Here is a 24,581-nt window from a genome sequence, read left to right as displayed (position 1 = left end):
TAGTGATTTCTGGTTTCATCTGAACCGTGTGGGTTAAGAAGTTGGCATCTACAAATTTAAACTGTATCTTTGGAAGGTTTCATCTGAACCGTGTGGGTTAAGAAGCCTCTATCAGGCTTGAAATCTTCATTTTTTAATATCGCGTTTCATCTGAACCGTGTGGGTTAAGAAGTTTTACAATATTGACTCTAATCTATAAAAATGATATGTTTCATCTGAACCGTGTGGGTTAAGAAGCCATATCATAAAAAAATACTCTATTTCTTGATACAAATCATAGTTTCATCTGAACCGTGTGGGTTAAGAAGTTAAATTAGGGAATGGTGTTTGAAATTCAAAACTTGGTTTCATCTGAACCGTGTGGGTTAAGAAGTCCAGAGTTTATGCTTTGGTGTAGAGTGTATAAGTGTGTTTCATCTGAACCGTGTGGGTTAAGAAGTCTTGTATATCAAATGCAAACAATCCTAATGATTCTGTTTCATCTGAACCGTGTGGGTTAAGAAGGCTTGTTCTAAGAGTTTGAAAATCCTAATCCACAGCTGTTTCATCTGAACCGTGTGGGTTAAGAAGATCATGGACGCTGCGATTGAACTACTTGCTTACAACGGTTTCATCTGAACCGTGTGGGTTAAGAAGCCTTTTAAGATTTTCTTCATTTTCTTTTCTCGCAAGTTTCATCTGAACCGTGTGGGTTAAGAAGATGGCTTGGCATATTAGACCCTGTCAAACTAAACACAGTTTCATCTGAACCGTGTGGGTTAAGAAGACACATTTTAGCGTCACAGACAATGATGGACTGAGTTTCATCTGAACCGTGTGGGTTAAGAAGTACTTCTTTTACATTGTTAATGTTCCTTTCAACAAAGTGTTTCATCTGAACCGTGTGGGTTAAGAAGAGTCAATCAAGCAGTGCAAGACTTTATAAATTGGACTGTTTCATCTGAACCGTGTGGGTTAAGAAGCTATCTACTACGCTAAATCTTTAACGTGGGATGGACAGTTTCATCTGAACCGTGTGGGTTAAGAAGCTTTACGAAAGATTGAAGCCAAAGAGAAAGAAATTTGTTTCATCTGAACCGTGTGGGTTAAGAAGTTGCTTTAAATGTGTTGTGGAAGGTGTGTAATAATAGTTTCATCTGAACCGTGTGGGTTAAGAAAAAGAAAACGTATCCTTTAAATACTGTATGAGTTCAGATAGAGTGTGAGCGCACACCTTGTTAAAAGTATGTGTTCACGATGTAGTAAACTTGTGCATTGATATTGACTTTTACTTTATATATGGTATAATAATAGGCTATTAAGTTTTATAAAATGGAGGCAATATGGATAGCGTGAAGACTATAAGGCCAAAACCACAGGATATTAAAAGAGAGTATTGGATAATAGACGCTAAGGATATGGTGTTAGGAAGACTTGCAGCTAAATGCGCCAGCATCTTAAGGGGTAAGCACAAGCCTATATATCAACCAGATGTAGATTGTGGTGATTTTGTAATAGTTATAAACTCTAAACTGGTAAAAACCACAGGTAATAAGCTAAGAGATAAAGTCTATAAGTTTCATACAAACCATCCAGGCGGTCTCAAAGAGAAGTCTCTTGGTTTCATGTTGGAAACCAATCCAAACCAAGTTATTATGTTGGCGGTAAAGAGGATGCTACCTAAAAATAGGCTTGGTCATAGGATATTGAAAAGGTTGAAAGTTTATGAAACCGATAAGCATCCTCACATAGCTCAAAACCCTAAACCTCTTAAGTAAAAGGAGTATATTATGGCAACAGTGGTTAGAAATTTTAAGGTTTTAGAAGATAACTCTTATCACGGTGTAGGTAAGAGAAAAGACAGCGTAGCTAGAGTATGGCTTGTCAAAAATGCCAATGGTTTTATAGTAAAAGCTAGAGACTCACAAAAAGAGTACGATATGAGAGAGTATCTCCAAAGAGATAGCTCTTTTGCTAAAGTGCTTTTGCCCTTTAACATTACAAATACCAACGGTAAGTTTGGCGTTTACGCTATAGTAAACGGTGGTGGCTTGTCTGCTCAAGCAGAAGCTATAATGTATGGCATAGCCGATGCACTTTTGACCTATAATCCAAATTTTAGAACTACCCTCAAAAAAGCAGGTCTACTCAAAGTGGATGCTCGTATTAAAGAACGTAAAAAATATGGTAAAATGGGTGCTCGTGCCAAATTTAGATGGAGCAAGAGATAATAAAAGTTGGTATAGCTGGATTTACTGGCTATACCGGTTTAGAACTTTTAAGGATATTATCAAAACATCCTAAAGTAAAGATAACATCTTTATCTTCTTCTACACACTACGATAAGTACCTATACGATGTTTTAGACTTTGCCAATATAGAAAACATTAAAATTACAAAAGAACTTGAAGATGTGGATGTGGTGTTTTTAGCCTTGCCACATGAAGCTTCTTTAGACCAAGTGCCTTTCTACGCTTCTAAAAATGTAAAAATTATAGATTTGTCTGGAGCTTTTAGATTAAAAGATAAAAATATCTTTAAAGAATACTACAATTTAGAGTATAAGCTTGAGCATGAGTCTATTGTTAAAGAAGTGGTTTATGGTTTACCAGAGCTTTTTAGAGAAGGTATAAGAAAAGCCAATATCGTATCAAATCCAGGATGTTATCCTACTGCTGTTATACTGGGAGTGTTACCTATTGTAAAAAATACCTCTTATAGAAAGCCTATAATAGTAAACGCTGTTTCTGGGGTTTCTGGGGCTGGTGCTAAGTTAAAACAAGAATTTCATTTTCCATACATGGAACAAAACGCTTTTTACTACGGCATAGGAAAGCATAGACATACCCCGGAGATGTCTTTGTACCTTGGTTTAGAAGTGCAGTTTAGTCCTATGGTTATTCCTGCTTCAAGGGGGATGATTGCAAACATAAAGCTTTTTGACATAGAAGAGATTGATTTTAAAGCCCTTTATGAGGATTTTTACAAAGATGAACCTTTTGTAAAACTAACAGATAAACCACCTCATACTAAATGGGTAATAGGCACAAACATGTGCTATATATATATTTATTATCATAAAAGCTTAAAAACGCTTGAAATAATAAGCGCTATAGACAACCTTGGTAAAGGAGCATCTTCTCAAGCTGTTCAAAATATGAATATCATGTTTGGTTTAGAAGAAACGCTTGGTATTGACACGTTCCCTGTGATACCTTGAAAGCTTTGCCGATATTTGCCATACTTTATAACAAAAACTACGAAGAAAATTTATACACCGTATTAGAAGAGCTTGGAGATTTTGGCAGATTTTGCATATCGGAGCATTTTTACTTTGAAAATCTTCAAAAATATTATTCAAAAGAGATGGAAAAACCTCTTTTTAAAGTTTACCTTTATGCAAAAAACCTTTTTGAAGATACAGATATTTTAAGTCTAAAGCTAAAAACAATGGAAATAGAAAAACTCTTTAGTATAAACTCTAAAAGGACTGTTAATATAGACCCCGGTTATATAAATAAACAACATCTTATTTTGGCTTCTTCCAAAGAAAGAGGTGCTAGAATTCATATAGGTAAAAATATATTCTTAGAGATGGAGTATATTTATATCTATAAAGATTTTAAGCCCTTTTACTGGACTTATCAAGATTATAGATATGAAAAAGTAAAACTATTTTTCAAAATGGCAAGAGATTATTATCTTAGTGTTATCTAGATTTTTGATATAGAGTATAAAAATTGCCTTGTTTTCTCATGAGCTCTTCAAAAGTGCCTTCTTCCAATATTCTTCCATCCTCTATGTAAAGAATTCTGTCACAATTTATTATATTTGAGAGCCTATGAGCCACTATTAGTATTGTTTTATCTTTAAAAATCTCAAAAATATTTGATATAACAGCTTGCTCTGTATGTACATCAAGAGCTGAAGTAATTTCATCTAACAAAATTATATCTGGATTTGTTAGAAAAATCCTCGCTATGGCTATTCTTTGTCTTTCGCCCCCTGATACTGTATATCCGTATTCTCCTAAAACGGTGTCAAGACCGTTTTTCAATGTAAACAAAAACTCTGCTTTTGCTAGTTTTATAGCTTTTATTAAAAGCTCTTCTGATGCGTTTGGATTTGCTATTAAAAGGTTGTTTCTAACAGTATCGTTGAATATGAAAACATGTTGAGAAGCAAAGGCTATTTTAGATCTTATCGATTTGTTTGTTATCTCTTCTAAACTTTTATCTTTTATATATACATCTCCTTTGTAGCTCACAAGCTTTGGAAGTATATCAAGAAGCGTAGATTTACCAGCACCGGTAGGTCCCACTATACCTATTTTTTCACCTGGGTTTATAGTTAGATTTATATCTTTGAGAATTTCCTTAGAATCTATTGTTACATATACATTTTTCATGACAATAGGTACCAAGAGGTTATTTATATCTATAGTGCCGTCTTTTTCTTTTTGAAGTAAGAGCATCTCTTGAACTCTTTTTACAAGCGGGATTGAGGAGCGCATATTCATAAAGCCTTTTTGAGTTTCCATGATGGGCATTTGTATGAGGAGCAATGCAGTTATATAGGATATAAAATTCCCAGCGCTAGTATAACCATGGACTATCCTATAACCTCCATATAAAAGCACCAAACCAAAAACTATATAACCAGTAGATTGATTGAATATCGAGTTCATTACTGTGTAGAATATGGTTTTTATACCTGCTTTAAATAAGTTCTTATTTGCCTGGACAAAACGTTCCAAAAATTTGTTTTCAGCTCCAAATATTTTTATGTTTTCTATGCCGCTTATGAGTTGCGTTACATGTTGATTTATAATACCTAATCTCTCTTGGTTTAGCTTTACATATTTAGCCCTTTTTGTTCCAAAGTATTTTACTGAATAAGATATGATGGGAAAAGCAAAGATTATTATAACAGTCAAATATATATCTCTATATATTAAAACACCCAAAAGCAAAAGAACTGTAATGGGTTCTTTTATAAGGGATAGCATATAGTCTATAAGTATATTTTTTATTGCGTTTATATCGTTGTTGAACCTACTTATTATATCGCCGCTTGGATGGTTTATGAAAAAATCTACCTTTGAGTAAAGGAGCGATGAAAACATCTTTTCTCTGAAATCCATAAGGAGTTTTTCTGATACCATATTCATAAGGAAATTCCTTAAGAAAAATCCAATTTGGATAATAACAGCCGCCGCTGCAAAAAGATATAGTATCATGTAAAGCTTGTTTGATTCTTTTAATATGAATACATCATCCATTATTCTTTTAACAAGGTATGTCATAAAAGACGTGCCAAGCCCTTCTAAAATGGAACCAAATATAACAAGGCTTACAAGTGCCCAATAGGGTTTTAAGTTAGATAGAAGCCATTTGATTTGTTCCATTAAACATCAAATACATCAGAGCTTTTTGTGTATGAAGTCTATTTTCTGCTTGATTGAATATAAAATCTGCATGTTCTTCAAAGACTTCTTTTGTTATCTCTTGTCCCTTTTTGGCTGGTAGACAATGCATAACTCTTACATCTTTTTTAGCGTAAGAAAGCAACTTGGCATTTACCTGATAATCCTTTAACAAATTTATTTTGTGATCTTTTGAGCCTTCATCGTTCATTGAAATCCACACATCCGTATATATTACATCTTTGTCTTTAGCAGCTTTTATAGGATCTTCTTCCAATATAATCTCTGCCCCGGTTTGTTTTGAAACTTCTAAAGCCCTTTTTAAATTCTCTTCATCTGGCCTAAGCTCTTTTGGCGTACACACAGTTAGGCTTAGTCCAAATATAGCAAAAGCTGATATTAGAGCGTTTGCCATGTTGTTGCCATCGCCTATGTAAAGCACTTTTATATTTTTTATTTTTTCTCTAAAAGCTTCAAAAAGTGTAAATATATCTGATATAGCTTGGCAAGGATGAGTATAGTCTGTAAGAGCGTTTATAACAGGTATGACAGAGTATTGAGCAAATTCTAAAAGCCACTGATGAGAGCCAGTTCTTACAACTACACCGTCTACATAGCGAGACAGCGTCCTGGCGCTATCTGAAGCATCTTCTCCTCTTGATACTTGAAGGCTTGATTCTTGCAAAAATATTGGGTTACCCCCAAGCTCTTTTATGCCTACTTCAAAAGATACCCTTGTTCTTGTAGAAGGTTTGCTAAAAAGAAGCGCTATGTTTAAGTTTTGCAAGCTTTTAGGATTGAAATTGTTGTATTTAAAATCAAAAGATAAATCTATTATACGCTTTGCTTCGTCAAAAGTGATATCCCATACGTCCAGAAAATGCGCTTTCATATATCTATTATAACAAATTATACGCCTGTGAAAAGCCTTATTATATCGCTTAGTATTGCAACGGCTGATAGAGAAACTACAAAAGCTATACCTATCTTTTGCCAATATTCTTTAAACTTTTCTGATAATGGCCTTCTTATGATAGCTTCTATTAAAAATAGCACTATAAGACCACCATCCAACATGGGTATAGGTAAGATGTTTATTATGGCAAGTTGCAAAGAAACAAAAGCCATAAACCCCAAAAATTCTCCTAAACCACCTTCTGCCGCTTGCCCTGACATTTTTGCTATGCTTATCGGTCCACTTAGGTTTAAAACAGATGCATGCATTGTGACCAAAGCTTTTATAGAATCTATGCTAAGGATTGTCAGTTCTTTTATTTTTCTTATAGCTTGAATCATGGCTTCGTTTATAGGGTATCTTTTTAATACGTATGTAGTTTCTGGGTATATTCCTATGTAGTACTCTTTTAGTTTGGCAGAATATTTTGGTATAACATCTTTTACTAATAAAGTATTTGATCTTTCTATTACAAGCGTTATTGGATTGCCTTTGTCTTTTCTCATATAATCTGTTAGCTCATACCAATTTTTTATAGGTATTGCCGTGGGCATGTCGCTCATTTTTACTGCAAGTATCTTATCGCCTTCTTTTAATCCTATTTGAGAAGCCGGTGAATTTTTTATGATACCACCTACTACAGGAGCTATCTCAGGTAATATTCCTATGGAATCTTTATTTAGAATCTTGCCTAGGGTTATAGTGGTAGTATATATATGTCCATTTCTTTCAAAAACCACTTTAGAACTTTCACCTACGGCTTTTATCTCTGCTGTATATAGATCTTTCCATGTTTTTATAGGTAGGTTGTCTATTTTTATTATGGTATCACCAGGTCTTATACCAGCTTTGTAAAATGGTGATTTTTTGGCAATATAGCCAACTTTTACAGGTTCTTCTATGTAAGCTGGCTGATGTATACCTATGTAAAAAGATAGTGTAAAACCTATAAAAGCTATAATTAGGTTAAACAACGGTCCTGCCGCTGCTATAAGAATCTTTTGCCACGGTGCTTTTGAGGAAAATGCCTTCGGGTCTTTGGAACTTGCCTCCTCTTCTTCGCCGTAGAGTTTGACATAACCTCCCATTGGTATATATGCTATTTGATATTCAGTTTCTCCTATTTTCTTTTTAAATATCGGATTTCCAAAACCCACAGAAAATACTTCTACTTTTACACCAAAGAGTTTAGCAAATATAAAATGGCCAAACTCGTGAAATACTATTAAAATGCTTATAAGTATTAAAAACGCTAAAACCGTATGTATCATGAAGACCTCACTATGCTTACAACCACTTCCCTCTCTCTTGGTCCATCAAACTCTGCTAAAAATACAGCTTCCCATTTTCCCAACATAAGCCTTCCATCTAATATAGGTATTATTCTTGAATTTCCTATGATAGAAGATTTAATGTGAGCTGCAGCATTTCCTTCCATGTGAGAATAGTCGTTTGTCCAAGGTATTAGTCTATCGAGTGTGTTTAGTATGTCTTTTACAACGTCAGGGTCCGCTCCTTCGTTAATAAAAACCGCAGCAGTAGTATGCGGTACATACACTATGCAAAGTCCGTTGTCAATAAAAGAAGCTTCTACTATCTCTCTTATCCTTTGGGTTATATTTACTACCGAGGTGTGTTTTGCTGTTTTTACTTTGATTCTCTCTATCATAGTTTTATTTTAGCACAGTTAAACGTCTTTTGTTTTTGAAATAACCTTTTAACATATTCTCAAAATCGGAATTTTTCTTGTATTCCCACTTTAGTTTAAGTTCAAAGTGATCAATTATGTTTGCGTTGCTTAAAATAGCCCCTTTTTTATCATCCAAGGAAAAGAAATACACTTTTTCTATCCTAGCTAAGCTTATGGCGTAAGTGCACATGGGGCAAGGTTCTAAGCTTACATAAATATTGCATCCATCGAGCCTCTTTGCATTTAATACATTCATTGCTTTTTCTAAAGCTATTATTTCCGCATGCTCTATGCTTTTTATACCGTTAAAAGCCCAAGATACTATCTCATCATTTTTTGTAACTACGGCACTTACTGGTATTCTATCTTGGGCTATAGCTTCTTTGCAAAGTTCCAAAAGCTTTTGTTCTATATATTCTATTTGCACACCTCTTCCGATGTAAGCCTTTCTAAATTCATATCTTCAAGCATTTTGTAATCTTTTTTGATGTCTCTTCCAGCTCTTGTTAGATATCCACCTGCCATCAGTGCGTTTGTCATAAAAGCTGCCATACCGTGAAAATCGCCTAATGTTTGTTCTCTACCGCCACAAAGCCTTAACTCTGCACTTTTGTTGGTAAATCTAAACATAGCTATTATTTTAAGAGCATCTAAGGCTCTTAAAGGTTTGTTGTTTTCTAAAGGTGTGTTTGGTATAGGCATAAGAAAGTTTAAAGGTATCGAATCTACGCCAAGTTCTTTGTAAACAAAAGCTAAATCCACTCTATCTTCGTCTGTTTCTCCAAGTCCAAATATAGCCCCGCTACAGGTGGAAAGACCAGCTTTTTGAACGTTTTTTATGGTTTCTAACCTTTCTCTCCAAGTGTGCGTAGAAACTATGTTGGGAAAGTAGTTTTCGGAAGTTTCGAGATTGTGATTTATCCTTGTTACACCAGCTTCTTTTAGCTTCAATAGACTTTCAAGCCCTATGGTTCCTGCAGATACACATACGTTTATAGGTATGTTTTGCGCTTTTATTTCTTGCACGGCCTCGCAAAGCTTTTCTACCTCTTCATCAGAAGCAGCTCTTGCGCTTAAAACCATGCAATATCTATTTGCTCCAAACTCTACGCCCCTTAGAGCGCCCTCTACCAGCTCTTCTTTATCCACTAGTTTGTATATGTTGATTGGTGTTTTATAAAATTTAGACTGAGCGCAAAATTTACAATCTTCTGAACAAGCACCACTTTTTGCATTTATGATAGAGCAAAATTCAAATTTTGTAGAATCGAAAAACTCATCCTTTAGTTTAGAAGCCAAATATACTATAAGCGGTATATACTTGTCTTCGGCTTTTAGTATAAATAAAGCCTCTTCTTTTGAAATCTCATCTTTTTTTGCCTTTTGATATATATCAAAAAAAACTTGTTCCATGCTAAACTCCTTTAAGTAGTTGTTTTAAAAACATACGATAAAATTTCATTATTTCAATGAGCTTTGTTATTCTAGCTTTCTATTGGCTGGGAAAAGTATCACATCCCTTATGGAGTCTACGTTTGCAAAGAGCATTACAAGTCTATCTATTCCTATTCCTTCGCCGGCGGTTGGTGGCATACCGTATCTAAGGGCTTCTACAAAATCATCATCGGTTTCCATAGCTTCTTCATCACCAGTGGCTTTTTGAAGCTTTTGCTCTAAAAATCTTTTGGCTTGGTCTTCGGGGTCGTTTAACTCTGAATAGGCGTTTGCTATTTCTTTCTTGTTTATATAAAGCTCAAAACGTTCTACCAGCTCATCGTCATCTCTGTGGGTTTTAGCAAGTGGAGACAGTATTTTAGGGAAATCTATGATGAAAGTAGGTTGGATAAGCTCGTCTTCTACCGTATATTCAAATACTTTTTCTATAAGCTTTGGTTTTGTTAAAGTATAAGCTTTTGGTATACCAAGCTCATGGGCAAAATTCTTTAGTTCTTCTTCATTATGTAGGAAAAAACTTTTATCTTTTGATGTTTTTTCTTCTAAAAGCTCAAAAAATTTGGCCACTTTAAAAGGCGGCTTTAAGTTTATAACACCATTTTGGGTTTCTATGCTTTTAATACCGGTAACATCTGTGAGATAATCAAAAAGCTCTTCGGTAAACTTGATGAGTTTTTTATAATCCCAGTAAGCGGCGTAAAATTCTACCATTGTAAACTCTGGGTTGTGGGTGGTGTCTACGCCCTCGTTTCTAAAGTTCTTACCAATTTCATATACCCTTGGTATACCGCCCACTATAAGCTTTTTTAAATAAAGCTCTGGCGCTATCCTAAGATAAAGCTCAGATTCAAGGTAATTATGATATGTAACAAAAGGTCTTGCGGTGGCTCCTGATGCTATTGGCTGCAAGATGGGAGTTTCTACTTCCATAAACTTGTTTTTATCAAAAAAATCTCTAAGGGCTTTTATAATCTTTGATCTTAAAGCGAAGACTTTTCTAGAGCTTTCGTTAGCTATTAAATCCAAATATCTTTGTCTATACTTTATTTCTACATCTTTTATTCCATGCCATTTTTCTGGCATGTTGTTTAGAGCTTTTGTTAAAAGTTCAATATCAAAAACTTCTACGGTGAGCTCTCCGGTATGTGTTCTGAAAAGCTTTCCTTTTACACCTATTATGTCTCCTACATCTATATAATCTTCTACGAATTTGAACTTCTCATCTCCTACTATATCTTTTTTAATATATATCTGTAATTTTCCAGTAAAATCTTGTATATGTCCAAATATGGCCTTACCCATGCTTCTTAAGGCTACAAGCCTTCCAGCTATCGATATATCTTCAAAGTTTGGATCTAAATCGTACTCTTTTTTGATATCATCTATGCTTGTGGTGGGGGCTTCTTCTGTGGGTTTTGCATCTATTAGGCTTAATTTTTCTTCTACCCTTGATAGAATACCTTCTATGTTGTAAGTTTTGTTTGGCTCGAAAGCCTCTTTTGTATAAGTAAGCATTTCAACGCCACTTTCTGAAGCTATCCTCAGCACAAATCCATATTCTACTTTTGAAACCCTTTTGATGGTGGCTTTTACAACAATTTTATCTTTTCTTGGTTCTTTTTCGTATTTCTCTCTTATATCGTGGATAAAGTAAGGACTTTCAAATTCATATTTGTAGACGTGTTTTTGGCTTTTAGCAAGCTCTTCTAACTTTTTTTCCCTAAATTCTTCCATAGTGAAATTATTTTAGCATACAACTTATTTATTTTCTTTGTAAGCCACCAACGCTACATTCCCCATGCTTTTAAATCTCTTCTTAAAATCTTTAAAACTCATAAACCTATCTTTTTTGTAACCGTCGTTCATAAAAAACCCTTTTTCATTAAAACCAGTTATCACTACGTAATGCGGTATTGATACGAGAAAATTTCCCATATCTAAAAGGGCTATAACAGGCCTACATTTTTTTATTTGATGCTTTATGGCATTGATGCTTCTTATATACTTAGTTTTAAAACCTTCTTTCTCGAAATAATCTTGTATGTCTGTTATAAGGCTTTCTTCTATAGAGGGTGTGTATACAGCTTTTACTATGTTGTTGAAAGGCTTTTTATCTTTATAAAACATGAGAATCTCTTCCACTGCTACAGGACCGCAAAGATTCTCTTTTTGCTTTATAAATGTTACGTTGAGATGGGAGCAAAACTGCCCCCCATAGGATAAAAAGATAATAAAGATTGTTGCAAAAATTATACGTTTTATCTTATAATCACCTCTTTACCGGTAAGTCTTAGTATCAATACCACTAGCAACACTATAACAAGCACCGCTATTGCAAGTCCCAATACATCACCACCAGCGTTTAACTTTTTTGAAGCGTTTGCCAGAAGTCTTAGCTGTTCTTCATTCATGGATTTCAGTTTTTCTTTAACTTCTTTAGGGTTCATGCCGTATTCTTTTAGCTTTTGGGCTACTATTTTATTCTCAAGAGCTTTTTGGATCTCTTTTATATAATCACTTTTTTGTGAGTTTTCTTGTATGGGGGCTTTTGAACTTATGAAAGAAGCCATGGCTGGTGATACGTTGTAAAACATTGTCCAAGCTGCCAAAGCAATAGCTATTTTTTTCAAATTCATATAAACCTCCTAATTATTATCTATCATTATATACTAAAAGCTTAAAAACTCTTGTATAAAAAGAGGGTTCACTGTTCTTATGCCGAATTTGTCTGCCCAGCTGTTTATCCCTTCGTCTCCAGACAATATAACTCCGTTTAGTTCTAAAGCAAGCAATATAACATCAACATCTTCTTTGCTATCTAAAGTACCTTGTCTTAGAGCCTCTTTATACTTTTCTCTTAGCTTTGATATTGTAGTTTGTATATCTTGTGTTTTATCTCTGGCAAATTCTTCGGCAATTCTTAAGCCTTTGTTTATTCTTATGCGCATATCCTCTACAAAATCAAACAACGCCAACGCGTTTATGGTAATGTTGCATCTATTTGGGGATTTTATAATGATGCTAGATTCAAACTTGCTTTTTATTGATTCTAAATCCACGACCTTGCATAGTTCTATATAAACTGTCCGAGGCATATATATTTTTTTACTGCTTTTATGGGCTAAACCAATAAAAGCTTCTATAGCGTCTATGGGTTGTCCTAAGGATATGCTTTTGTAGATATTTGGATTTGTAAATATACTTGTGTCTATTATTACATTATCTTGCATTAATATATTTTATCATAAAGTTAATCAAAAGCCCCCACTAAATTGGGGGCACTAAACCTTTGTTATTGACCGTTTGAGCCAGATGGAGCTGCTGGTGCTGGAGCTGGTGTTGAAGATGAATTTGAGCTGTTGGAGCTTGAGCTGTTTGAGTTTGATGACGAAGCATTGGCGCCATTGCTTGTAGAGCTTGAAGAACCAGATGATGGTGTAGTAGCTGATCCGTTGTTTGAAGAACTTGAAGATGAAGAACCAGCTGATGGTGTTGCTGGTGTTGGTGGTGGTGGTGCTGCGTTTTGGGTAGCTGCTGGTGCGTTTTGGCTACCACTGCTTTGTTCAGCGGATTGTTGCTTTGAGCAAGCAACAAGTGCCAAGCCTGCGGCTGCTATGATGAGTAACTTTTTCATCTTACTCCTCCTTTAAAAAAAGTATAATTATATTATAAAGTAATTTTATAAAATTTTCAAGATTTTAATTTACAATGTTTATTTTAAAAACATTTTTAATTTTGTCCCATACGGTGGGTTCTTTTGGTTTTAGTAAGAATTTGTCTAGATGATCATCAAGATATATAAATTTATCACAAAGTCTTCTCAAAGAGTATGAAGATGTCTTTTTGAATGTGGCGTTCTCTACTCGTTTACCTAAAGATTGTACCACTTCTACTGTGTATGAAAAATCGCTGTCTCCACTTACAAGTACACATGAATCGTATGCATTTTTGTAGGCCAAAGATAGCATATCTGTAGCTAACATTATATCTACTTCTTTTTCTAAGAAATTGCCATCCGGTAGCTTTCTTAACTTTGCAAGCTTTACTTTGATTCCCATAAAAGCCAAATCTTCCAAAAATTTTTTTTGTTTGGCAAAGCCTTCTTTTGATTGTTTGTCTACGTCTTTGTCGCTTGGAAGTGCAGAATAAAAATACGCTCTTACCAAATACCTATCGGCCGTTAAAAATTCTATTAGCTTTAGGTAATCTAATCTGAAGGTTTCATTTTTTAGTCCATGAAATACGTTTGAACCATCTATGAAAATAACCAGTTTCTCTTTTTCCATTTTTCATTTTACGAGACTAGTTTTTGGGCTTTTAAAAGCAAGGTATTTAACAAATCTTTTGAGGTGGCTTCTGCGTATATTCTAATAAGAGGCTCTGTGCCTGAGGCTCTAAGCAGTACCCATGAATCATCTTCAAAAATTAGTTTTAACCCATCTTTTGTGTTTACTTTTTGTACTTTTATATCTTCTAACACATCAGGTGGATTTTTAATAAGATTTTTAAGTCTATCTTTTATGTGTTCTTCTACTTTTAGATCTACTCTGTTGTAGTAGGCTTCACCGTATTTGTTAAAAATATCTTTTATAATAGCTGATAAAGATTTATCTTCTAAAAGCATCATTTCTATTATAAAAAGCCCCGATAAAAACCCATCTCTTTCTGGTAGGAAAAATGGAAATCCGTATCCACCAGATTCTTCTCCGCCAAATATTACATCTTTTTTTAGCACTATTTCGTTTATATATTTAAATCCCACAGGTGTTTCTTCTACTTCTATGCCAAAATCCTTGCATATCCTATCCACCAAAAAGCTGGTGGATACTGTTTTTACCACCACTCCTTTTTTTATGCCTTTGTTTTTAATAATATGAAGCATAAGAAGTATATAAACAAGCTGTGAGTTTATAAACTCTCCGTTCTCATCCACAAGCGCTATTCTGTCTCCATCTCCATCGTTTGCTATGCCAAGGTTGGCTTTTACAGTTTTTACTTTATCCTTTAATATGCTTAAATTTTTCTCTACAGGTTCAGGAGCTCCCTCTCCAAAAAGTGCATCTTTGTGATGTCTTATAGAGAAAAGATTTAATTTTTTATCTTTAAAAGCCTCTAAATAGTATTTAAAAGCTGGTCCATACATAGAGTCATGTACTATGTTTAGCTCTTTTTCTAAGAGAATATTTTTGCTTATGTTTGACGTCGTTTTTTCTATATATTGAGATATAATATCTACTCTTTTTATGTTGTGTTCTTTAAAATCAACATCTTTTATATTTTTAATCTCATCTTCTACTTCGTTTATAAATTCTGGTGTAGCTGCGCCCCCAAAAGACTCTTTTATCTTATATCCATTGTAATAGTAAGGGTTGTGAGAAGCTGTTATCATCACGCCTTGATTATATCCCATATACTTTACTGCAAAAGATATGTTTGGTGTACTAACAGCTTCTTTTGCTACATCAGCTTCTATACCTTCTGTTTTCATTACATTGGCAACTAATATTGCAAACCTCTCCCCTAAAAACCTATGGTCATATCCCACTATAACTTTATTTAAACCGTGCTTTTTTAACGCTTTCGCATGGGCTTTTGCAACTTTTACTATGTTGTCTTGGCTAAACTCAAAACCTATTATTGCTCTCCAGCCGTCTGTACCAAATTTTATCATGCTGTTCCTCCTTTCTTTTCTAGTTTTTTCTTACGTTCTTCCAACCTATCTTTTAATGTCCTAAACCTTGGTCTTTTCTCTTGAAACTCTTTTGCTATATTTTCTAAAGCTTCGCTTATAGCCATGCTTTTGTTTAACGTGTCTATCTCTAAGTTAAACATATTTTGTTCTTGCTGCTCCAATTCTTCTTTTGATATTTGAGCATTCATTATAGATTGAATAGCGGATATTTTGAAGTTTAGCATAAGTTCTTCAAAAAGCCTAAAAGCTTCTTTTTTAAATTCTACTAGAGGATCCCTTTGAGCGTAGCTTCTTAGGTATATCCCCTCTCTTAATTTATCTATAGTGTGAAGCTGTTCTCTCCAAAGGTTGTCTATGATATTTAGGGTAAATACTTTTTCTATTTCTCTCATGGTTTCTTCGCCTATTTCTTGTTCTTTTTGGGCGTACTTTTCCATCACAAGTCTAAATATTTCCTCTTCTAACTCTTCTCGGTCTTTTGCTTCAAATTTTTCTGGTAAGTCAACACCTATCCATTCTTTGAAAAATGTTTTTAGAGGTTCTAATTCCCATAACTCTGGTTCGTCTTCTGTTAAAAGCGTATAAACTTGGGTGTGTATTACATCTTTTATAAAATCTTTTATCTCTTCTTTTATATCATCTTGAAAGAGAATGGAACGCCTTATATCGTATACCACAGAACGTTGTATGTTTATGACCTCGTCGTACTCTAAAAGTCTTTTCCGAGATTGGAAGTTTTGAAGTTCCACCCTTTCTTGGGCACCTTCTAAAGACTTTGATACTATAGAGCTTTCTATAGGCTCTCCTTCTGGTATTTTCATAAACTCCATTAGCTTTTTAACCCTATCTCCGCCAAATATCCTAAGAAGATCATCCTCTAAAGATAGTATAAACCTGGTTTCTCCTGGATCTCCTTGCCTTCCTGCCCTACCTCTTAGCTGATTGTCTACCCTTCTTGATTCATGTCTTTCGGTACCTATCACCAAAAGACCACCAGCTTTTATAACCTCTTCTTTTTCCTTTTGGGTAATCTTTGTGGCTTCTTCATAAGCTTTTTTCCAATCTTCTTCTGTAGCTTTTTCTTCATCTATGCCTTTTTGCTTTAAAATTTCTCTTGCTAAAAACTCTGGGTTACCGCCAAGAAGTATGTCAGTACCTCTTCCTGCCATGTTTGTTGCTATTGTCACAGCACCTTTTCTTCCGGCTTGAGCTATGACCCAAGCTTCTTTTTCGTGTTGTTTGGCGTTTAAGACGTTGTGCTTTATACCTCTTTGTTCTAAAAGCTTTGAAAGTGTTTCAGAGTCTTCTATGGATACCGTACCCACTAATATAGGTCTTCCTTTGGCATGGTTTTCTTCAATTATTTTTGCTACATATTCCCATTTTTCTTTTTTAGTTTTAAATATTGCATCCGGTAGATCTTTTCTTATGTTTGGTTTGTTAGTGGGTATAACAACAACGTCTAAGTTGTATATTTCTTTGAATTCAAGAGCTTCTGTCTCAGCTGTACCTGTCATACCAGCTAATTTTTTATAAAGCTTAAAATAATTTTGAAATGAAGTGGTGGCCAATGTTTGATTTTCTTCTTGAATTTCAACGCCTTCTTTAGCCTCTATAGCTTGGTGAAGGCCTTCGCTCCATCTTCTACCTGGTAAGGCTCTTCCAGTAAACTCATCTACTATGAGTATTTCTCCGTCTTTCACCATGTAATGTACATCTTTTTTGTAAAGATTGTGAGCAATGAGGGCTTTGTTGATAGCGTGTACTAAGTCGATATGTCTAATGTCGTATAGATTTTGAATGCCAAAATATTTTTCTGCTTTTTCTATGCCTTCTTCTGTGAGCATTGCTGTCCTATTTTTTTCATCTACTGTAAAGTCTTTTTCTATTTCAAGTGTTTGTACAAATTCGTTGGCCTGTAAAACAACCTTGTTATCTAAATTTGATGGACCAGCTATTATAAGAGGGGTTCTAGCCTCATCTATCAAAATACTGTCTATTTCGTCCACTATTGCATAACCATGACCCTTTACTTGGACTATCTGATCTTTTGATACTGCTAAGTTGTCTCTTAAATAGTCAAAGCCAAATTCATTGTTGGTACCATAAGTTATGTGAGCTTCATAGGCTTTTACACGTTCTACTGGTATCGCCTTAGTAAAATAAGATGTTTTGGCGTGTACATCTATTTTAGAGTAATCTATAGCATCCCCTACCATACCTTTAGGCCACACCCTTATATCTTTTTCTATGGCTTCCATCGCCTTTTCTGGGTCTTGCCAATCTATTATATAGCTCATGCTATCTGAGTTTATAACACCTACATCAAGCCCAAGAAACCTATATATAGGGCCTATCCACGTTGCATCTCTTTTTGCCAAATAATCGTTTACAGTGACAATGTGCACTCCTATATCTGTTAGAGCTGTGAAAAACGCCGGGGCTGCCGCCACAAGGGTTTTTCCTTCACCGGTTTTCATCTCTGCAATTTTACCTTGATATAAAACTATACCACCTATTAGCTGCACGTCAAACTGTCTTAAGCCCATAGTGCGCTTTGAAGCTTCTCTTACCAGAGCAAACGCCTCTATTAGCTCTTCTACCATTTCTCCTTCTATAATAGCTTGTTTTATATGTTCGTTTTGGTTTACTCTAAAGTATAAGTCTTGGGCTTTTAAAACAATATCTTTGTTTGAAAGCTTATCTAAAGACTCTTCTAGAGCGTTTATCTTCTCTACCCATTTTCTTATTTTCTTTATTTCTCTATCGTTTTTTGTCCCTAAAATTTTTTTTAAAACATATCCTATCATAAATATCCTGCCTCAACTCCTATGCAAGCTTCATAAACAAAATGGATTTTATCTTTATATTTTTCAATGACTTCATAATTCTCAGCCCCAGGCTGAAGCCAAACCGTTTTTGCTCCAAGCTTTATAGCTTCTTGTACTATAGGCTCTACGTGGGCAGGATTTCTAAAAACGTTTACTATATCTATAGGCTCTGGTATTTCTTCCAAAGATCCATATACTTTAAGACCCATTATCTCTTGCCCTGCTAACTTTGGATTTATTGGATATATCTTGTGAAGACCCTTTTTCAAAACCCTTTCTGTAACATAGTAAGATGGCCTTTCTGGGTTATCTGAAAACCCTACTACAGCTATAACTTTAGCATCTTTAAGAGTTCCAAAAGCATCATCTTTATGTGGTGTGTTGTTGTGTTCTGCCATAGTCCTTACTCCTTTTAAAACTTTACTTAATATATTATACCTCAATATTGATAAATACCCAATATCTTATTTTGAGGGGGTGAGTAATAAACTTTTGTGGTAAGTCTTTGTGTTATACCGCCCATTTTGGTTTTTGAAATTATCTTTATGACTTCTAAACTTGATTTTGTAGATACGATGCTTTGAATTTTATAAATATCGTCTAAAGATAATCCTCTTATATTTACCAAATCCTCAATATTTTTGATAGGGTGTAAATTTATATAATCTATAATTTCTTTTGCCATAGAGTCTGTAATATCTTTGTTTAAGGCTTTTAATATAGGTATTGGTATCGTATTTATATTTAAACTTTGGTTTTTTGTATCTAAAAAATACCATATGCCTTTTTCTTGTTTTTTGCCATGGCAGTTGTTTTTGTATAAAAGGCTGCTATAAGGTGTAGCGTATATAATTTCTTCTTTTGACTGCATGTCTTTAAAAGGAGCTGTATATGTCAGTGCATCTAGATCTATGTTGTCTTTGCTTTTACCAGTTATCCAGTAATAAACGTAGTAGGGAAAATCTTTTGGCATGCAGAACTCTTCAGATAAACTTTTAAAAACGTTAAAATAAATAGGGTTTTTTATGGAATTTACGTTGAACTTGTTGTCATCTTTTATTAAAAGCTTAATACTTATATCTTCTACTTTCATACTTTCTTTGTAGTATGGATTGTATGGGTTTTCTTGATAGATTTCTTGAGCCTTTTTCAATACAATAGGTATCAAAGAATCGTTGGTAACGCTCAAGCTTTGCTTTAGGTATAACTTTAGCGTATAGTTGTAATAATTTTTTGCTTCTTTAAAAGCCTCTAAACTGTAAAATATAGCTCCTAAAGAAAAAAACAAAGCTAGTAGTACTATCATTCTATATTTATAGTAGGGTTTACAACGGTACCTCCAAAAATAATGCGCATCCTTTTAAAAGGAAGGTTTATAAGTCCCACACCAGATATTTTTGAATTTGTAAGGGTATTTTGATCTATACTAACAATGCCGTCTCCTTTGACATCAACGGGTGTGTTTAAAATATCTGCCTCGCCTTTAAATGTGAAACGGTTTTTTTTGAAGTTTAGTTTTAGGCTTTTAATATAATAACCTTTTATGTTTAACATTTTAAAATCCATAAAACCATCCACGTAGTTTGGTGTAAGAAGCATTTTCGAGTTCATTTGACCTTGAGATTTTGAAGCTTTAATACAAGAAAGTGGAAACCTTTTAGAGTTTATGTTTATATGCTTTAAAAGCATATTTTCTTTTAAATCAACGTATCCATTTTGACAAGTAAAAGAAGCGCTTAGTATAAAAGGTGGATAAAATCCAATACCTACATAGGAAAGATGAGCTAAGTATTGAAAGTTCGTTGATGGGCTCTTGGGATTTTTATAAAAGATTTTCACATTGTTTAAATCTATGCTTGTTATATATTCTTTTGCTTTTTTATAGTAGAAGTAATATCCGTTTTTTGCCATTATATATCTTGCTATTAAAAGCTTTTCACCAAATAGTATAATTCCCAAAAATACTGTAGTTATGGAAGCTACCAAATAAAGTAAATATAATGGTTTAAAAACGTTTTTTAAACTAAAAGAGCTTGAGCTCATATGATATCTAGGATAAAATCTTGAATAGAATGCCACTCTTCCTCTGTTAACTGGACGTATACTCTATCGTTGTCTTCGTAAATCTCAGGAGTTAGCTCAGAGATGTAATCTATAAAGTTTTTAGCTTTTTGTTTGCCTACACTTATGGTGTATATTTTGTTATCCCATTCACCGTTCTCATTTTTTTCTAAAGATATATCAATCCATATGTCGTTAAAATCGTAAGACAGCATAAACCCAGATGGTTCGGAAAGCTCAAGTTCTTTTGTTATCTCTTTTATAGCTTTTGCTATAATATCTTTATTCATGCTTTTACCCTTTTCCTTTCTATATACATGAGTATTAAAGTAAAAATCATAGCTATAACAAGTGTAAAAGAGCCAAACCTCAAAACAGATTGCACGGCGTAAGCTTGGGATATAAGAGTTTGAAGCCCTATTACAAGAGCTTTAGCCTTTAGAAGGCTTGTGTTTAAAATCCATTTCAATGCTTCCAATCTATAGTATATATAATGTACATGGGTATAGTTCATATTGTTTATATTATCATATACATAAGCGGTGTTTTTGGTGAATGTGTTGGTGGCTATAGAGGTTCCAGCGGCAGCCCCTATAAGTCTGGCATAATTGTATAAAGCAGAACCAAGCGGGACTAAATCTTGTCTTAAATGCCTAAGAGCCAAAGCTGTAAGAGGTGCGAAGAAAAGCCCCATACCAACACCCACAAAAAACATATAAAAAGATATGTTTAGCTTAGGTGTGAAAAAATCTACATGAGAAAGGAAAAAGTGTATGTCTATAAAAATAATGCTTTGACAAGCAAGAAGAAGTATCTTTGGATCCAACCTATCGCTTAGTTTTCCACCTATAGGAGAAAAAAGCACTATGCCTATTGCAAAAGGAAATATGTATAGCCCTGTGTCAAAGCTTCCAAGCCCCCTTACCCTCTCAAAGTAAACTGGCATTATATATAGTATTTGGAAAAAAGCAAGGCCGTATACCAGAACAAAAGTGACGACTGCATAGTCAAACTCTTTGTATTTAAATATGTCAAATCCTATTAAAGGATGCTTTGATATTAAATCTGATATTAAAAAGGCTAAAAAGCAAAGTATAGCGATACTCAAAAAAACGATAGTTTTTATAGAATAAAACCACTCCCATTTCTCTCCTCTTGATAATAAGACTATAAGGCTTGTGGATGCTGTTGCTAAAAGCCCAAAACTTATGTAGTTAAAAGGTTTTTCATGCTTTTGGGGGTTGTGAAAATCTGGTAGTAGTATCAAAGATGCAAAGAATATTGGTATAATAAAAGGTAAATTCATGTAAAAGACCCATCGCCAAGACAAGTATTCCACCAAATAACCACCTATTGTAGGACCAAGACCTGGTGCAAAAGCAACTCCCATGGCATACATTCCCATAGCTAACCCGCGCTGTTCTGGTGGAAATATCCTGAATATGATAGCCTGAGCGGCAGGTATCAAAAATCCTTCCCCTATACCTTGTATAGATCTTGCCATTATCATTGTGCCTATGTTATCTACTGTACCAGAGAGCGCGCTTCCAACTGCAAAAAATACAATACCAGCAAGATAAACTCTTTTAAGGCCGTAAAGGTTTGTAAAATGATTAAAAACCAATATCGTGATAGCTGTAGCTACAAGATAGCTTATAGAAACCCACTGTATACCGTAAATATCCGTAGAAAGAGGGGCTATCATCTTTGGCATAGCCACGTTTACGCTGGTTATACCCAACACAGCTACAAACGTACCGCTTAAAACAATAAACGTATATAACCATTTCATATAGTTTCCTCTAAATGCTTCCTTAATTTTTCTAGAGCTTGAGATTTTATCTGAGATACCCTTGATAAAGATATTCCTAAGATATCTGCTACTTCTTTTATACCAAGCTCTTCATAAAATAAAAGCTGCAAAACCAACTTTTCTCTCTCGTCAAGCTTATCAATAGCCTCTTTTAACTTCTCTGCTAAATCTGATTTTACCGCATGTTCTTCTGGGGTTTCAATGCTTGATGTTACAAAGTTGTCGTATGAACTTTCATTTTCTTCTGTTATTTTATACACCATGTCTTCTAAACTTTGTAGATAGGAAAAAGATATCTTATAAAGGCTATTTTGATACTCTTCTAAGCTCTCACCTAAAATGCTACTTATCTCTTCGTCAGTAGGATCTCGTTGATACTCGTTTTGAAAGGCTCTTATAATTTCTTTTATTTTATGCTCTTTATCTCTTATGTTTCTACTGCCAAAATCAAGACTTCTAAGGTAATCATAAATAGCCCCTTTTACTCTAATTTTTATATAAGACTCTGGATTTTTTGACTCATCTAAATGGTCTATAGCGTTTATAAGTCCTATTATGCCGTTACTAACTAAATCGTTGTAATCTACGCTTGGTGGTAAATTTCTTGACATTTTGCTGCATATCTTTTTTACAAGCGGTATATATTCTAAAATTTTCTTTTCTCGTTGTTCTTTTTTTTCTATATCAAAATCTTTGTTTATGCTTGTGGACATTTTATGTCCTCGTGTTTAATGTATAACATACATCTATTATATTTGTTGAAATCCTTTTTTTCAAGGATTTTAAAGAAAGATCAGGAATATATATCTTGAAAGAAGTTTGGATAAGATATGCTTACACATTCTGGATCGTCTAACTCTGGCTCTGTTCCAAGCACCATACCAAGTATGCTCATGCTCATGGCAATCCTATGGTCTTTAAAAGATTTTATCTCTTTTAGCTTTAGCTTGCAAGGACCTTTTATGCTAAATCCATCTTCAAACTCTTCTATGATGGCACCAGCATTTTTGAGATTTACGTAAATGGCTCTTATACGGTCGCTTTCTTTCTTTCTTAGTTCTTTTGCTCCTTTTACTAAACTAATACCTTCTGCAAAACACATCAACACAGATAAAATTGGTATTTCATCTATCAAAGAAGGTACATCTTTTTCATCTATACTTATTGCTTTTAAATTTGGTGAATATCTAACCTCTATATCTGCTATGTCTTCTCCGTTTTGATGTCTTTTGTTTATATAATTTATATTTGCTCCCATCTCTTTTGCTTTTCTGAAAAAACCATCCCTAGTTGGATTTATAAGAACATCTTTTAATAAGACGTAGCTATCTTTGGTAAGTATCGCAAGGGCTGCTATAAAAGCTGCTGAAGAAGGATCGGCTGGTACGTCTATATTTATCGGATTTAAAACTCCACCTGATTTTATCTTTATTATATGTTTACCGTTAGAAATGATGTTTATATCTGCCCCCATACTAGAAAGCATCCTTTCGGTATGATCCCTTGAGATGTAAGGTTCTATTACCTCTGTAATAGTGTTTTCTTTTGCCAAAAATCCAGCCAAAAGAATACAAGATTTTACTTGAGCAGAAGCTTCTTTGTTTTCAAAGCTACCACCTATTAAATTCCCTCCTTTTATAGCTATAGGAAGCAAAGAGGCGTCTTCTCTTCCTATTATTGTAGCTCCCATCAAAGAAAGGGGTTTTGTAACCCTTTTCATAGGTCTTTTTTTGAGGCTTTCATCCCCTGTTAAAACACTAAAAAAATTAAAACCTGCCAATATACCAGACGTTATTCTAGCGGTGGTGCCGGAGTTTTTTGCATCTAGTATATCTTCTGGTTCTTTAAAATATTCTTTACCACCCTTTATCTCTAAGGTGTTGTTTTCTCTTCTTATATCTATGCCAAGCTTCCTAAATATATCTAGCGTAGCCAAGGTATCTTCTGCCACTAGCCAATTTTTTACATAGGATGTACCGCTTGCTAAAGCTCCAAACATCACGCTTCTATGAGATATAGATTTGTCTGATGGTACTCTTAGTTCTTTTTCTATTTTCTCTACTTTCTTTATTATCATAAATTAACTCCTATAAGCATAGATGCCAATATTATCATACATACAAATATTATAAGTCCGTAAGCGATATAAAGAGCTTTATGTGTTTTGTAAGTGCCTTTGTTTATATCGTCTATAGTTTTTATAAAATTTAATCCTCCTATTACAAGCGTTGATATACCAAAAAATATAAATATAAAACCCATACCTTCAAAATGACCATTGACATTTATCTTTGTATGAAGCATTATGGATAATTGCTTTAGGAAAAAATCAAACTTTTCTACTACAAAACCAAAGGCTATAAGACCTATGGCGGTTCTTATCCAAGCTAAAAATGTTCTTTCGGCAGCCATGTATATGCGAGGATCTATTACTTCCTTTTGGCTCACCTTTTGGCCTCCTTGTATATATTTTATATCCAGATAAAACTTAACAGCTAAGAAAAGAAGAGCTAAAAGCGATGGCCAAATCAATATGGTGTGAAGTTCTCCAAAAAAGATCGCCAGCTTATAGAAACCTGTATAAAAAAAGTATATTTCAAGTCTTTTTGCCACTATTCCGCTACCAAAAGCTAGCAGTATGAATTTAAGATATGTAAGGTATGTTCTTTCTGAAGACATG

26 protein-coding genes and 1 CRISPR repeat array are annotated in these 24,581 nt (G+C 34.2%); of the genes, 4 read left to right on the top strand and 22 right to left on the bottom strand.

Annotated features, from left to right (window positions below; genetic code table 11):
• Positions 1-12 precede the first annotated feature (12 nt).
• Positions 13-1,158: a CRISPR direct-repeat array (repeat unit 29 nt; unit sequence GTTTCATCTGAACCGTGTGGGTTAAGAAG).
• Positions 1,159-1,322: 164 nt separating this feature from the next.
• Genes rplM through HYD3684_RS04990 form a run of 4 tightly spaced genes read left to right on the top strand, consistent with a single transcriptional unit; the run spans position 1,323 to position 3,696 of the window.
• The gene (gene rplM / locus HYD3684_RS05005; RefSeq protein WP_012514049.1) at positions 1,323-1,757 is read left to right on the top strand and encodes a 50S ribosomal protein L13; all 435 of its coding nucleotides are present in this window, start codon (positions 1,323-1,325) and stop codon (positions 1,755-1,757) included.
• 12 nt (positions 1,758-1,769) lie between these two features.
• Complete coding sequence (gene rpsI, locus HYD3684_RS05000) at positions 1,770-2,210, top strand: 30S ribosomal protein S9 (RefSeq protein WP_012514048.1); 441 nt, start codon at positions 1,770-1,772, stop codon at positions 2,208-2,210.
• Positions 2,195-3,199 (top strand): N-acetyl-gamma-glutamyl-phosphate reductase, encoded by a 1,005-nt coding sequence (argC, locus tag HYD3684_RS04995; protein ID WP_015419592.1) that lies wholly within the window; start codon positions 2,195-2,197, stop codon positions 3,197-3,199. The genes rpsI and argC overlap by 16 nt, the downstream gene beginning before the upstream one ends.
• On the top strand, positions 3,196-3,696 hold the full coding sequence (locus tag HYD3684_RS04990; protein WP_015419591.1) for a DUF4416 family protein: 501 nt from the start codon (positions 3,196-3,198) through the stop codon (positions 3,694-3,696). Before argC ends, HYD3684_RS04990 begins: the two co-directional genes overlap by 4 nt.
• On the opposite strand, the gene HYD3684_RS04985 is transcribed toward HYD3684_RS04990, so the two are convergent.
• The 22 genes from HYD3684_RS04985 to HYD3684_RS04880 form a co-directional block, all read right to left on the bottom strand.
• Positions 3,689-5,386, bottom strand: a complete 1,698-nt coding sequence (locus HYD3684_RS04985; RefSeq protein WP_015419590.1) for an ABC transporter ATP-binding protein — start codon at positions 5,384-5,386, stop codon at positions 3,689-3,691. The two genes, HYD3684_RS04990 and HYD3684_RS04985, sit on opposite strands and share 8 nt — an antisense overlap.
• Entirely contained in the window at positions 5,358-6,296 is a 939-nt protein-coding gene (gene argF, locus HYD3684_RS04980) for an ornithine carbamoyltransferase (RefSeq protein WP_015419589.1), read from the bottom strand. The genes HYD3684_RS04985 and argF overlap by 29 nt, the downstream gene beginning before the upstream one ends.
• Positions 6,297-6,313: 17 nt before the next feature.
• Positions 6,314-7,630 (bottom strand): RIP metalloprotease RseP, encoded by a 1,317-nt coding sequence (gene rseP, locus HYD3684_RS04975; RefSeq protein ID WP_015419588.1) that lies wholly within the window; start codon positions 7,628-7,630, stop codon positions 6,314-6,316.
• The gene (locus HYD3684_RS04970) at positions 7,627-8,028 is read right to left on the bottom strand and encodes a secondary thiamine-phosphate synthase enzyme YjbQ (RefSeq protein ID WP_015419587.1); all 402 of its coding nucleotides are present in this window, start codon (positions 8,026-8,028) and stop codon (positions 7,627-7,629) included. The genes rseP and HYD3684_RS04970 overlap by 4 nt, the downstream gene beginning before the upstream one ends.
• A gap of 4 nt (positions 8,029-8,032) precedes the next feature.
• On the bottom strand, positions 8,033-8,476 hold the full coding sequence (locus HYD3684_RS04965) for a nucleoside deaminase (RefSeq protein ID WP_015419586.1): 444 nt from the start codon (positions 8,474-8,476) through the stop codon (positions 8,033-8,035).
• Positions 8,467-9,462 (bottom strand): biotin synthase BioB, encoded by a 996-nt coding sequence (gene bioB, locus HYD3684_RS04960; protein WP_015419585.1) that lies wholly within the window; start codon positions 9,460-9,462, stop codon positions 8,467-8,469. Before bioB ends, HYD3684_RS04965 begins: the two co-directional genes overlap by 10 nt.
• A 66-nt stretch (positions 9,463-9,528) precedes the next feature.
• Positions 9,529-11,238, bottom strand: a complete 1,710-nt coding sequence (gene lysS / locus HYD3684_RS04955; protein ID WP_015419584.1) for a lysine--tRNA ligase — start codon at positions 11,236-11,238, stop codon at positions 9,529-9,531.
• Between the two features lie 24 nt (positions 11,239-11,262).
• Complete coding sequence (locus HYD3684_RS04950; RefSeq protein WP_255348085.1) at positions 11,263-11,733, bottom strand: cysteine peptidase family C39 domain-containing protein; 471 nt, start codon at positions 11,731-11,733, stop codon at positions 11,263-11,265.
• A gap of 29 nt (positions 11,734-11,762) precedes the next feature.
• Complete coding sequence (locus HYD3684_RS04945; protein WP_015419582.1) at positions 11,763-12,140, bottom strand: PA2779 family protein; 378 nt, start codon at positions 12,138-12,140, stop codon at positions 11,763-11,765.
• Between the two features lie 33 nt (positions 12,141-12,173).
• Complete coding sequence (locus tag HYD3684_RS04940) at positions 12,174-12,734, bottom strand: RNA ligase partner protein (protein ID WP_015419581.1); 561 nt, start codon at positions 12,732-12,734, stop codon at positions 12,174-12,176.
• A gap of 62 nt (positions 12,735-12,796) precedes the next feature.
• A complete protein-coding gene (locus tag HYD3684_RS08295; protein ID WP_015419580.1) occupies positions 12,797-13,138 on the bottom strand; it encodes a hypothetical protein in 342 nt (113 codons plus the stop codon).
• Between the two features lie 64 nt (positions 13,139-13,202).
• Positions 13,203-13,790, bottom strand: coding sequence for an NYN domain-containing protein (locus HYD3684_RS04930; protein WP_015419579.1), 588 nt, complete (start codon positions 13,788-13,790; stop codon positions 13,203-13,205).
• A gap of 8 nt (positions 13,791-13,798) precedes the next feature.
• On the bottom strand, positions 13,799-15,175 hold the full coding sequence (locus HYD3684_RS04925) for a phosphoglucomutase/phosphomannomutase family protein (protein ID WP_015419578.1): 1,377 nt from the start codon (positions 15,173-15,175) through the stop codon (positions 13,799-13,801).
• On the bottom strand, positions 15,172-18,006 hold the full coding sequence (gene secA, locus HYD3684_RS04920) for a preprotein translocase subunit SecA (RefSeq protein ID WP_015419577.1): 2,835 nt from the start codon (positions 18,004-18,006) through the stop codon (positions 15,172-15,174). Before secA ends, HYD3684_RS04925 begins: the two co-directional genes overlap by 4 nt.
• The gene (locus tag HYD3684_RS04915; protein ID WP_015419576.1) at positions 18,003-18,425 is read right to left on the bottom strand and encodes a CoA-binding protein; all 423 of its coding nucleotides are present in this window, start codon (positions 18,423-18,425) and stop codon (positions 18,003-18,005) included. The genes secA and HYD3684_RS04915 overlap by 4 nt, the downstream gene beginning before the upstream one ends.
• A 41-nt stretch (positions 18,426-18,466) precedes the next feature.
• On the bottom strand, positions 18,467-19,333 hold the full coding sequence (locus tag HYD3684_RS04910; RefSeq protein ID WP_015419575.1) for a helix-hairpin-helix domain-containing protein: 867 nt from the start codon (positions 19,331-19,333) through the stop codon (positions 18,467-18,469).
• Positions 19,330-20,013 carry a hypothetical protein gene (locus tag HYD3684_RS04905; protein WP_237698579.1) on the bottom strand — a complete coding sequence of 228 codons (684 nt, stop codon included), beginning with the start codon at positions 20,011-20,013 and terminating at the stop codon, positions 19,330-19,332. Before HYD3684_RS04905 ends, HYD3684_RS04910 begins: the two co-directional genes overlap by 4 nt.
• A 53-nt stretch (positions 20,014-20,066) precedes the next feature.
• Entirely contained in the window at positions 20,067-20,378 is a 312-nt protein-coding gene (locus tag HYD3684_RS04900; RefSeq protein WP_015419573.1) for a hypothetical protein, read from the bottom strand.
• Positions 20,375-21,880: a DHA2 family efflux MFS transporter permease subunit gene (locus HYD3684_RS04895; protein ID WP_015419572.1), complete on the bottom strand. Its 1,506-nt coding sequence runs from the start codon at positions 21,878-21,880 to the stop codon at positions 20,375-20,377. Before HYD3684_RS04895 ends, HYD3684_RS04900 begins: the two co-directional genes overlap by 4 nt.
• Entirely contained in the window at positions 21,877-22,614 is a 738-nt protein-coding gene (locus tag HYD3684_RS04890; RefSeq protein ID WP_015419571.1) for a FliA/WhiG family RNA polymerase sigma factor, read from the bottom strand. The genes HYD3684_RS04895 and HYD3684_RS04890 overlap by 4 nt, the downstream gene beginning before the upstream one ends.
• Positions 22,615-22,694: 80 nt before the next feature.
• Entirely contained in the window at positions 22,695-23,978 is a 1,284-nt protein-coding gene (aroA, locus tag HYD3684_RS04885; protein WP_015419570.1) for a 3-phosphoshikimate 1-carboxyvinyltransferase, read from the bottom strand.
• Positions 23,975-24,580 (bottom strand): DUF202 domain-containing protein, encoded by a 606-nt coding sequence (locus HYD3684_RS04880; protein WP_237698578.1) that lies wholly within the window; start codon positions 24,578-24,580, stop codon positions 23,975-23,977. The genes aroA and HYD3684_RS04880 overlap by 4 nt, the downstream gene beginning before the upstream one ends.
• Between the last annotated feature and the right edge of the window lies 1 nt (position 24,581).

Origin of the sequence: Hydrogenobaculum sp. 3684 (genome assembly GCF_000213785.1) — a bacterium.
In the GTDB taxonomy this organism is placed as follows: Bacteria; Aquificota; Aquificia; order Aquificales; family Aquificaceae; genus Hydrogenobaculum.
This window is presented reverse-complemented; position numbering and strand designations above follow the sequence as displayed.

What these genes read in the sequence shown, in the direction of transcription:
- rplM (WP_012514049.1), top strand. Translation starts at nt 1,323, where the DNA reads ATGGATAGCGTGAAGACTATAAGGCCAAAACCACAGGATATTAAAAGA.
- rpsI (WP_012514048.1), top strand. Translation starts at nt 1,770, where the DNA reads ATGGCAACAGTGGTTAGAAATTTTAAGGTTTTAGAAGATAACTCTTAT.
- argC (WP_015419592.1), top strand. Translation starts at nt 2,195, where the DNA reads ATGGAGCAAGAGATAATAAAAGTTGGTATAGCTGGATTTACTGGCTAT.
- HYD3684_RS04985 (WP_015419590.1), bottom strand. Translation starts at nt 5,386, where the DNA reads ATGGAACAAATCAAATGGCTTCTATCTAACTTAAAACCCTATTGGGCA.
- argF (WP_015419589.1), bottom strand. Translation starts at nt 6,296, where the DNA reads ATGAAAGCGCATTTTCTGGACGTATGGGATATCACTTTTGACGAAGCA.
- rseP (WP_015419588.1), bottom strand. Translation starts at nt 7,630, where the DNA reads ATGATACATACGGTTTTAGCGTTTTTAATACTTATAAGCATTTTAATA.
- HYD3684_RS04970 (WP_015419587.1), bottom strand. Translation starts at nt 8,028, where the DNA reads ATGATAGAGAGAATCAAAGTAAAAACAGCAAAACACACCTCGGTAGTA.
- bioB (WP_015419585.1), bottom strand. Translation starts at nt 9,462, where the DNA reads ATGGAACAAGTTTTTTTTGATATATATCAAAAGGCAAAAAAAGATGAG.
- lysS (WP_015419584.1), bottom strand. Translation starts at nt 11,238, where the DNA reads ATGGAAGAATTTAGGGAAAAAAAGTTAGAAGAGCTTGCTAAAAGCCAA.
- HYD3684_RS04945 (WP_015419582.1), bottom strand. Translation starts at nt 12,140, where the DNA reads ATGAATTTGAAAAAAATAGCTATTGCTTTGGCAGCTTGGACAATGTTT.
- HYD3684_RS04940 (WP_015419581.1), bottom strand. Translation starts at nt 12,734, where the DNA reads ATGCAAGATAATGTAATAATAGACACAAGTATATTTACAAATCCAAAT.
- HYD3684_RS08295 (WP_015419580.1), bottom strand. Translation starts at nt 13,138, where the DNA reads ATGAAAAAGTTACTCATCATAGCAGCCGCAGGCTTGGCACTTGTTGCT.
- HYD3684_RS04930 (WP_015419579.1), bottom strand. Translation starts at nt 13,790, where the DNA reads ATGGAAAAAGAGAAACTGGTTATTTTCATAGATGGTTCAAACGTATTT.
- HYD3684_RS04925 (WP_015419578.1), bottom strand. Translation starts at nt 15,175, where the DNA reads ATGATAAAATTTGGTACAGACGGCTGGAGAGCAATAATAGGTTTTGAG.
- secA (WP_015419577.1), bottom strand. Translation starts at nt 18,006, where the DNA reads ATGATAGGATATGTTTTAAAAAAAATTTTAGGGACAAAAAACGATAGA.
- HYD3684_RS04915 (WP_015419576.1), bottom strand. Translation starts at nt 18,425, where the DNA reads ATGGCAGAACACAACAACACACCACATAAAGATGATGCTTTTGGAACT.
- HYD3684_RS04910 (WP_015419575.1), bottom strand. Translation starts at nt 19,333, where the DNA reads ATGATAGTACTACTAGCTTTGTTTTTTTCTTTAGGAGCTATATTTTAC.
- HYD3684_RS04900 (WP_015419573.1), bottom strand. Translation starts at nt 20,378, where the DNA reads ATGAATAAAGATATTATAGCAAAAGCTATAAAAGAGATAACAAAAGAA.
- HYD3684_RS04895 (WP_015419572.1), bottom strand. Translation starts at nt 21,880, where the DNA reads ATGAAATGGTTATATACGTTTATTGTTTTAAGCGGTACGTTTGTAGCT.
- HYD3684_RS04890 (WP_015419571.1), bottom strand. Translation starts at nt 22,614, where the DNA reads ATGTCCACAAGCATAAACAAAGATTTTGATATAGAAAAAAAAGAACAA.
- aroA (WP_015419570.1), bottom strand. Translation starts at nt 23,978, where the DNA reads ATGATAATAAAGAAAGTAGAGAAAATAGAAAAAGAACTAAGAGTACCA.
- HYD3684_RS04880 (WP_237698578.1), bottom strand. Translation starts at nt 24,580, where the DNA reads ATGTCTTCAGAAAGAACATACCTTACATATCTTAAATTCATACTGCTA.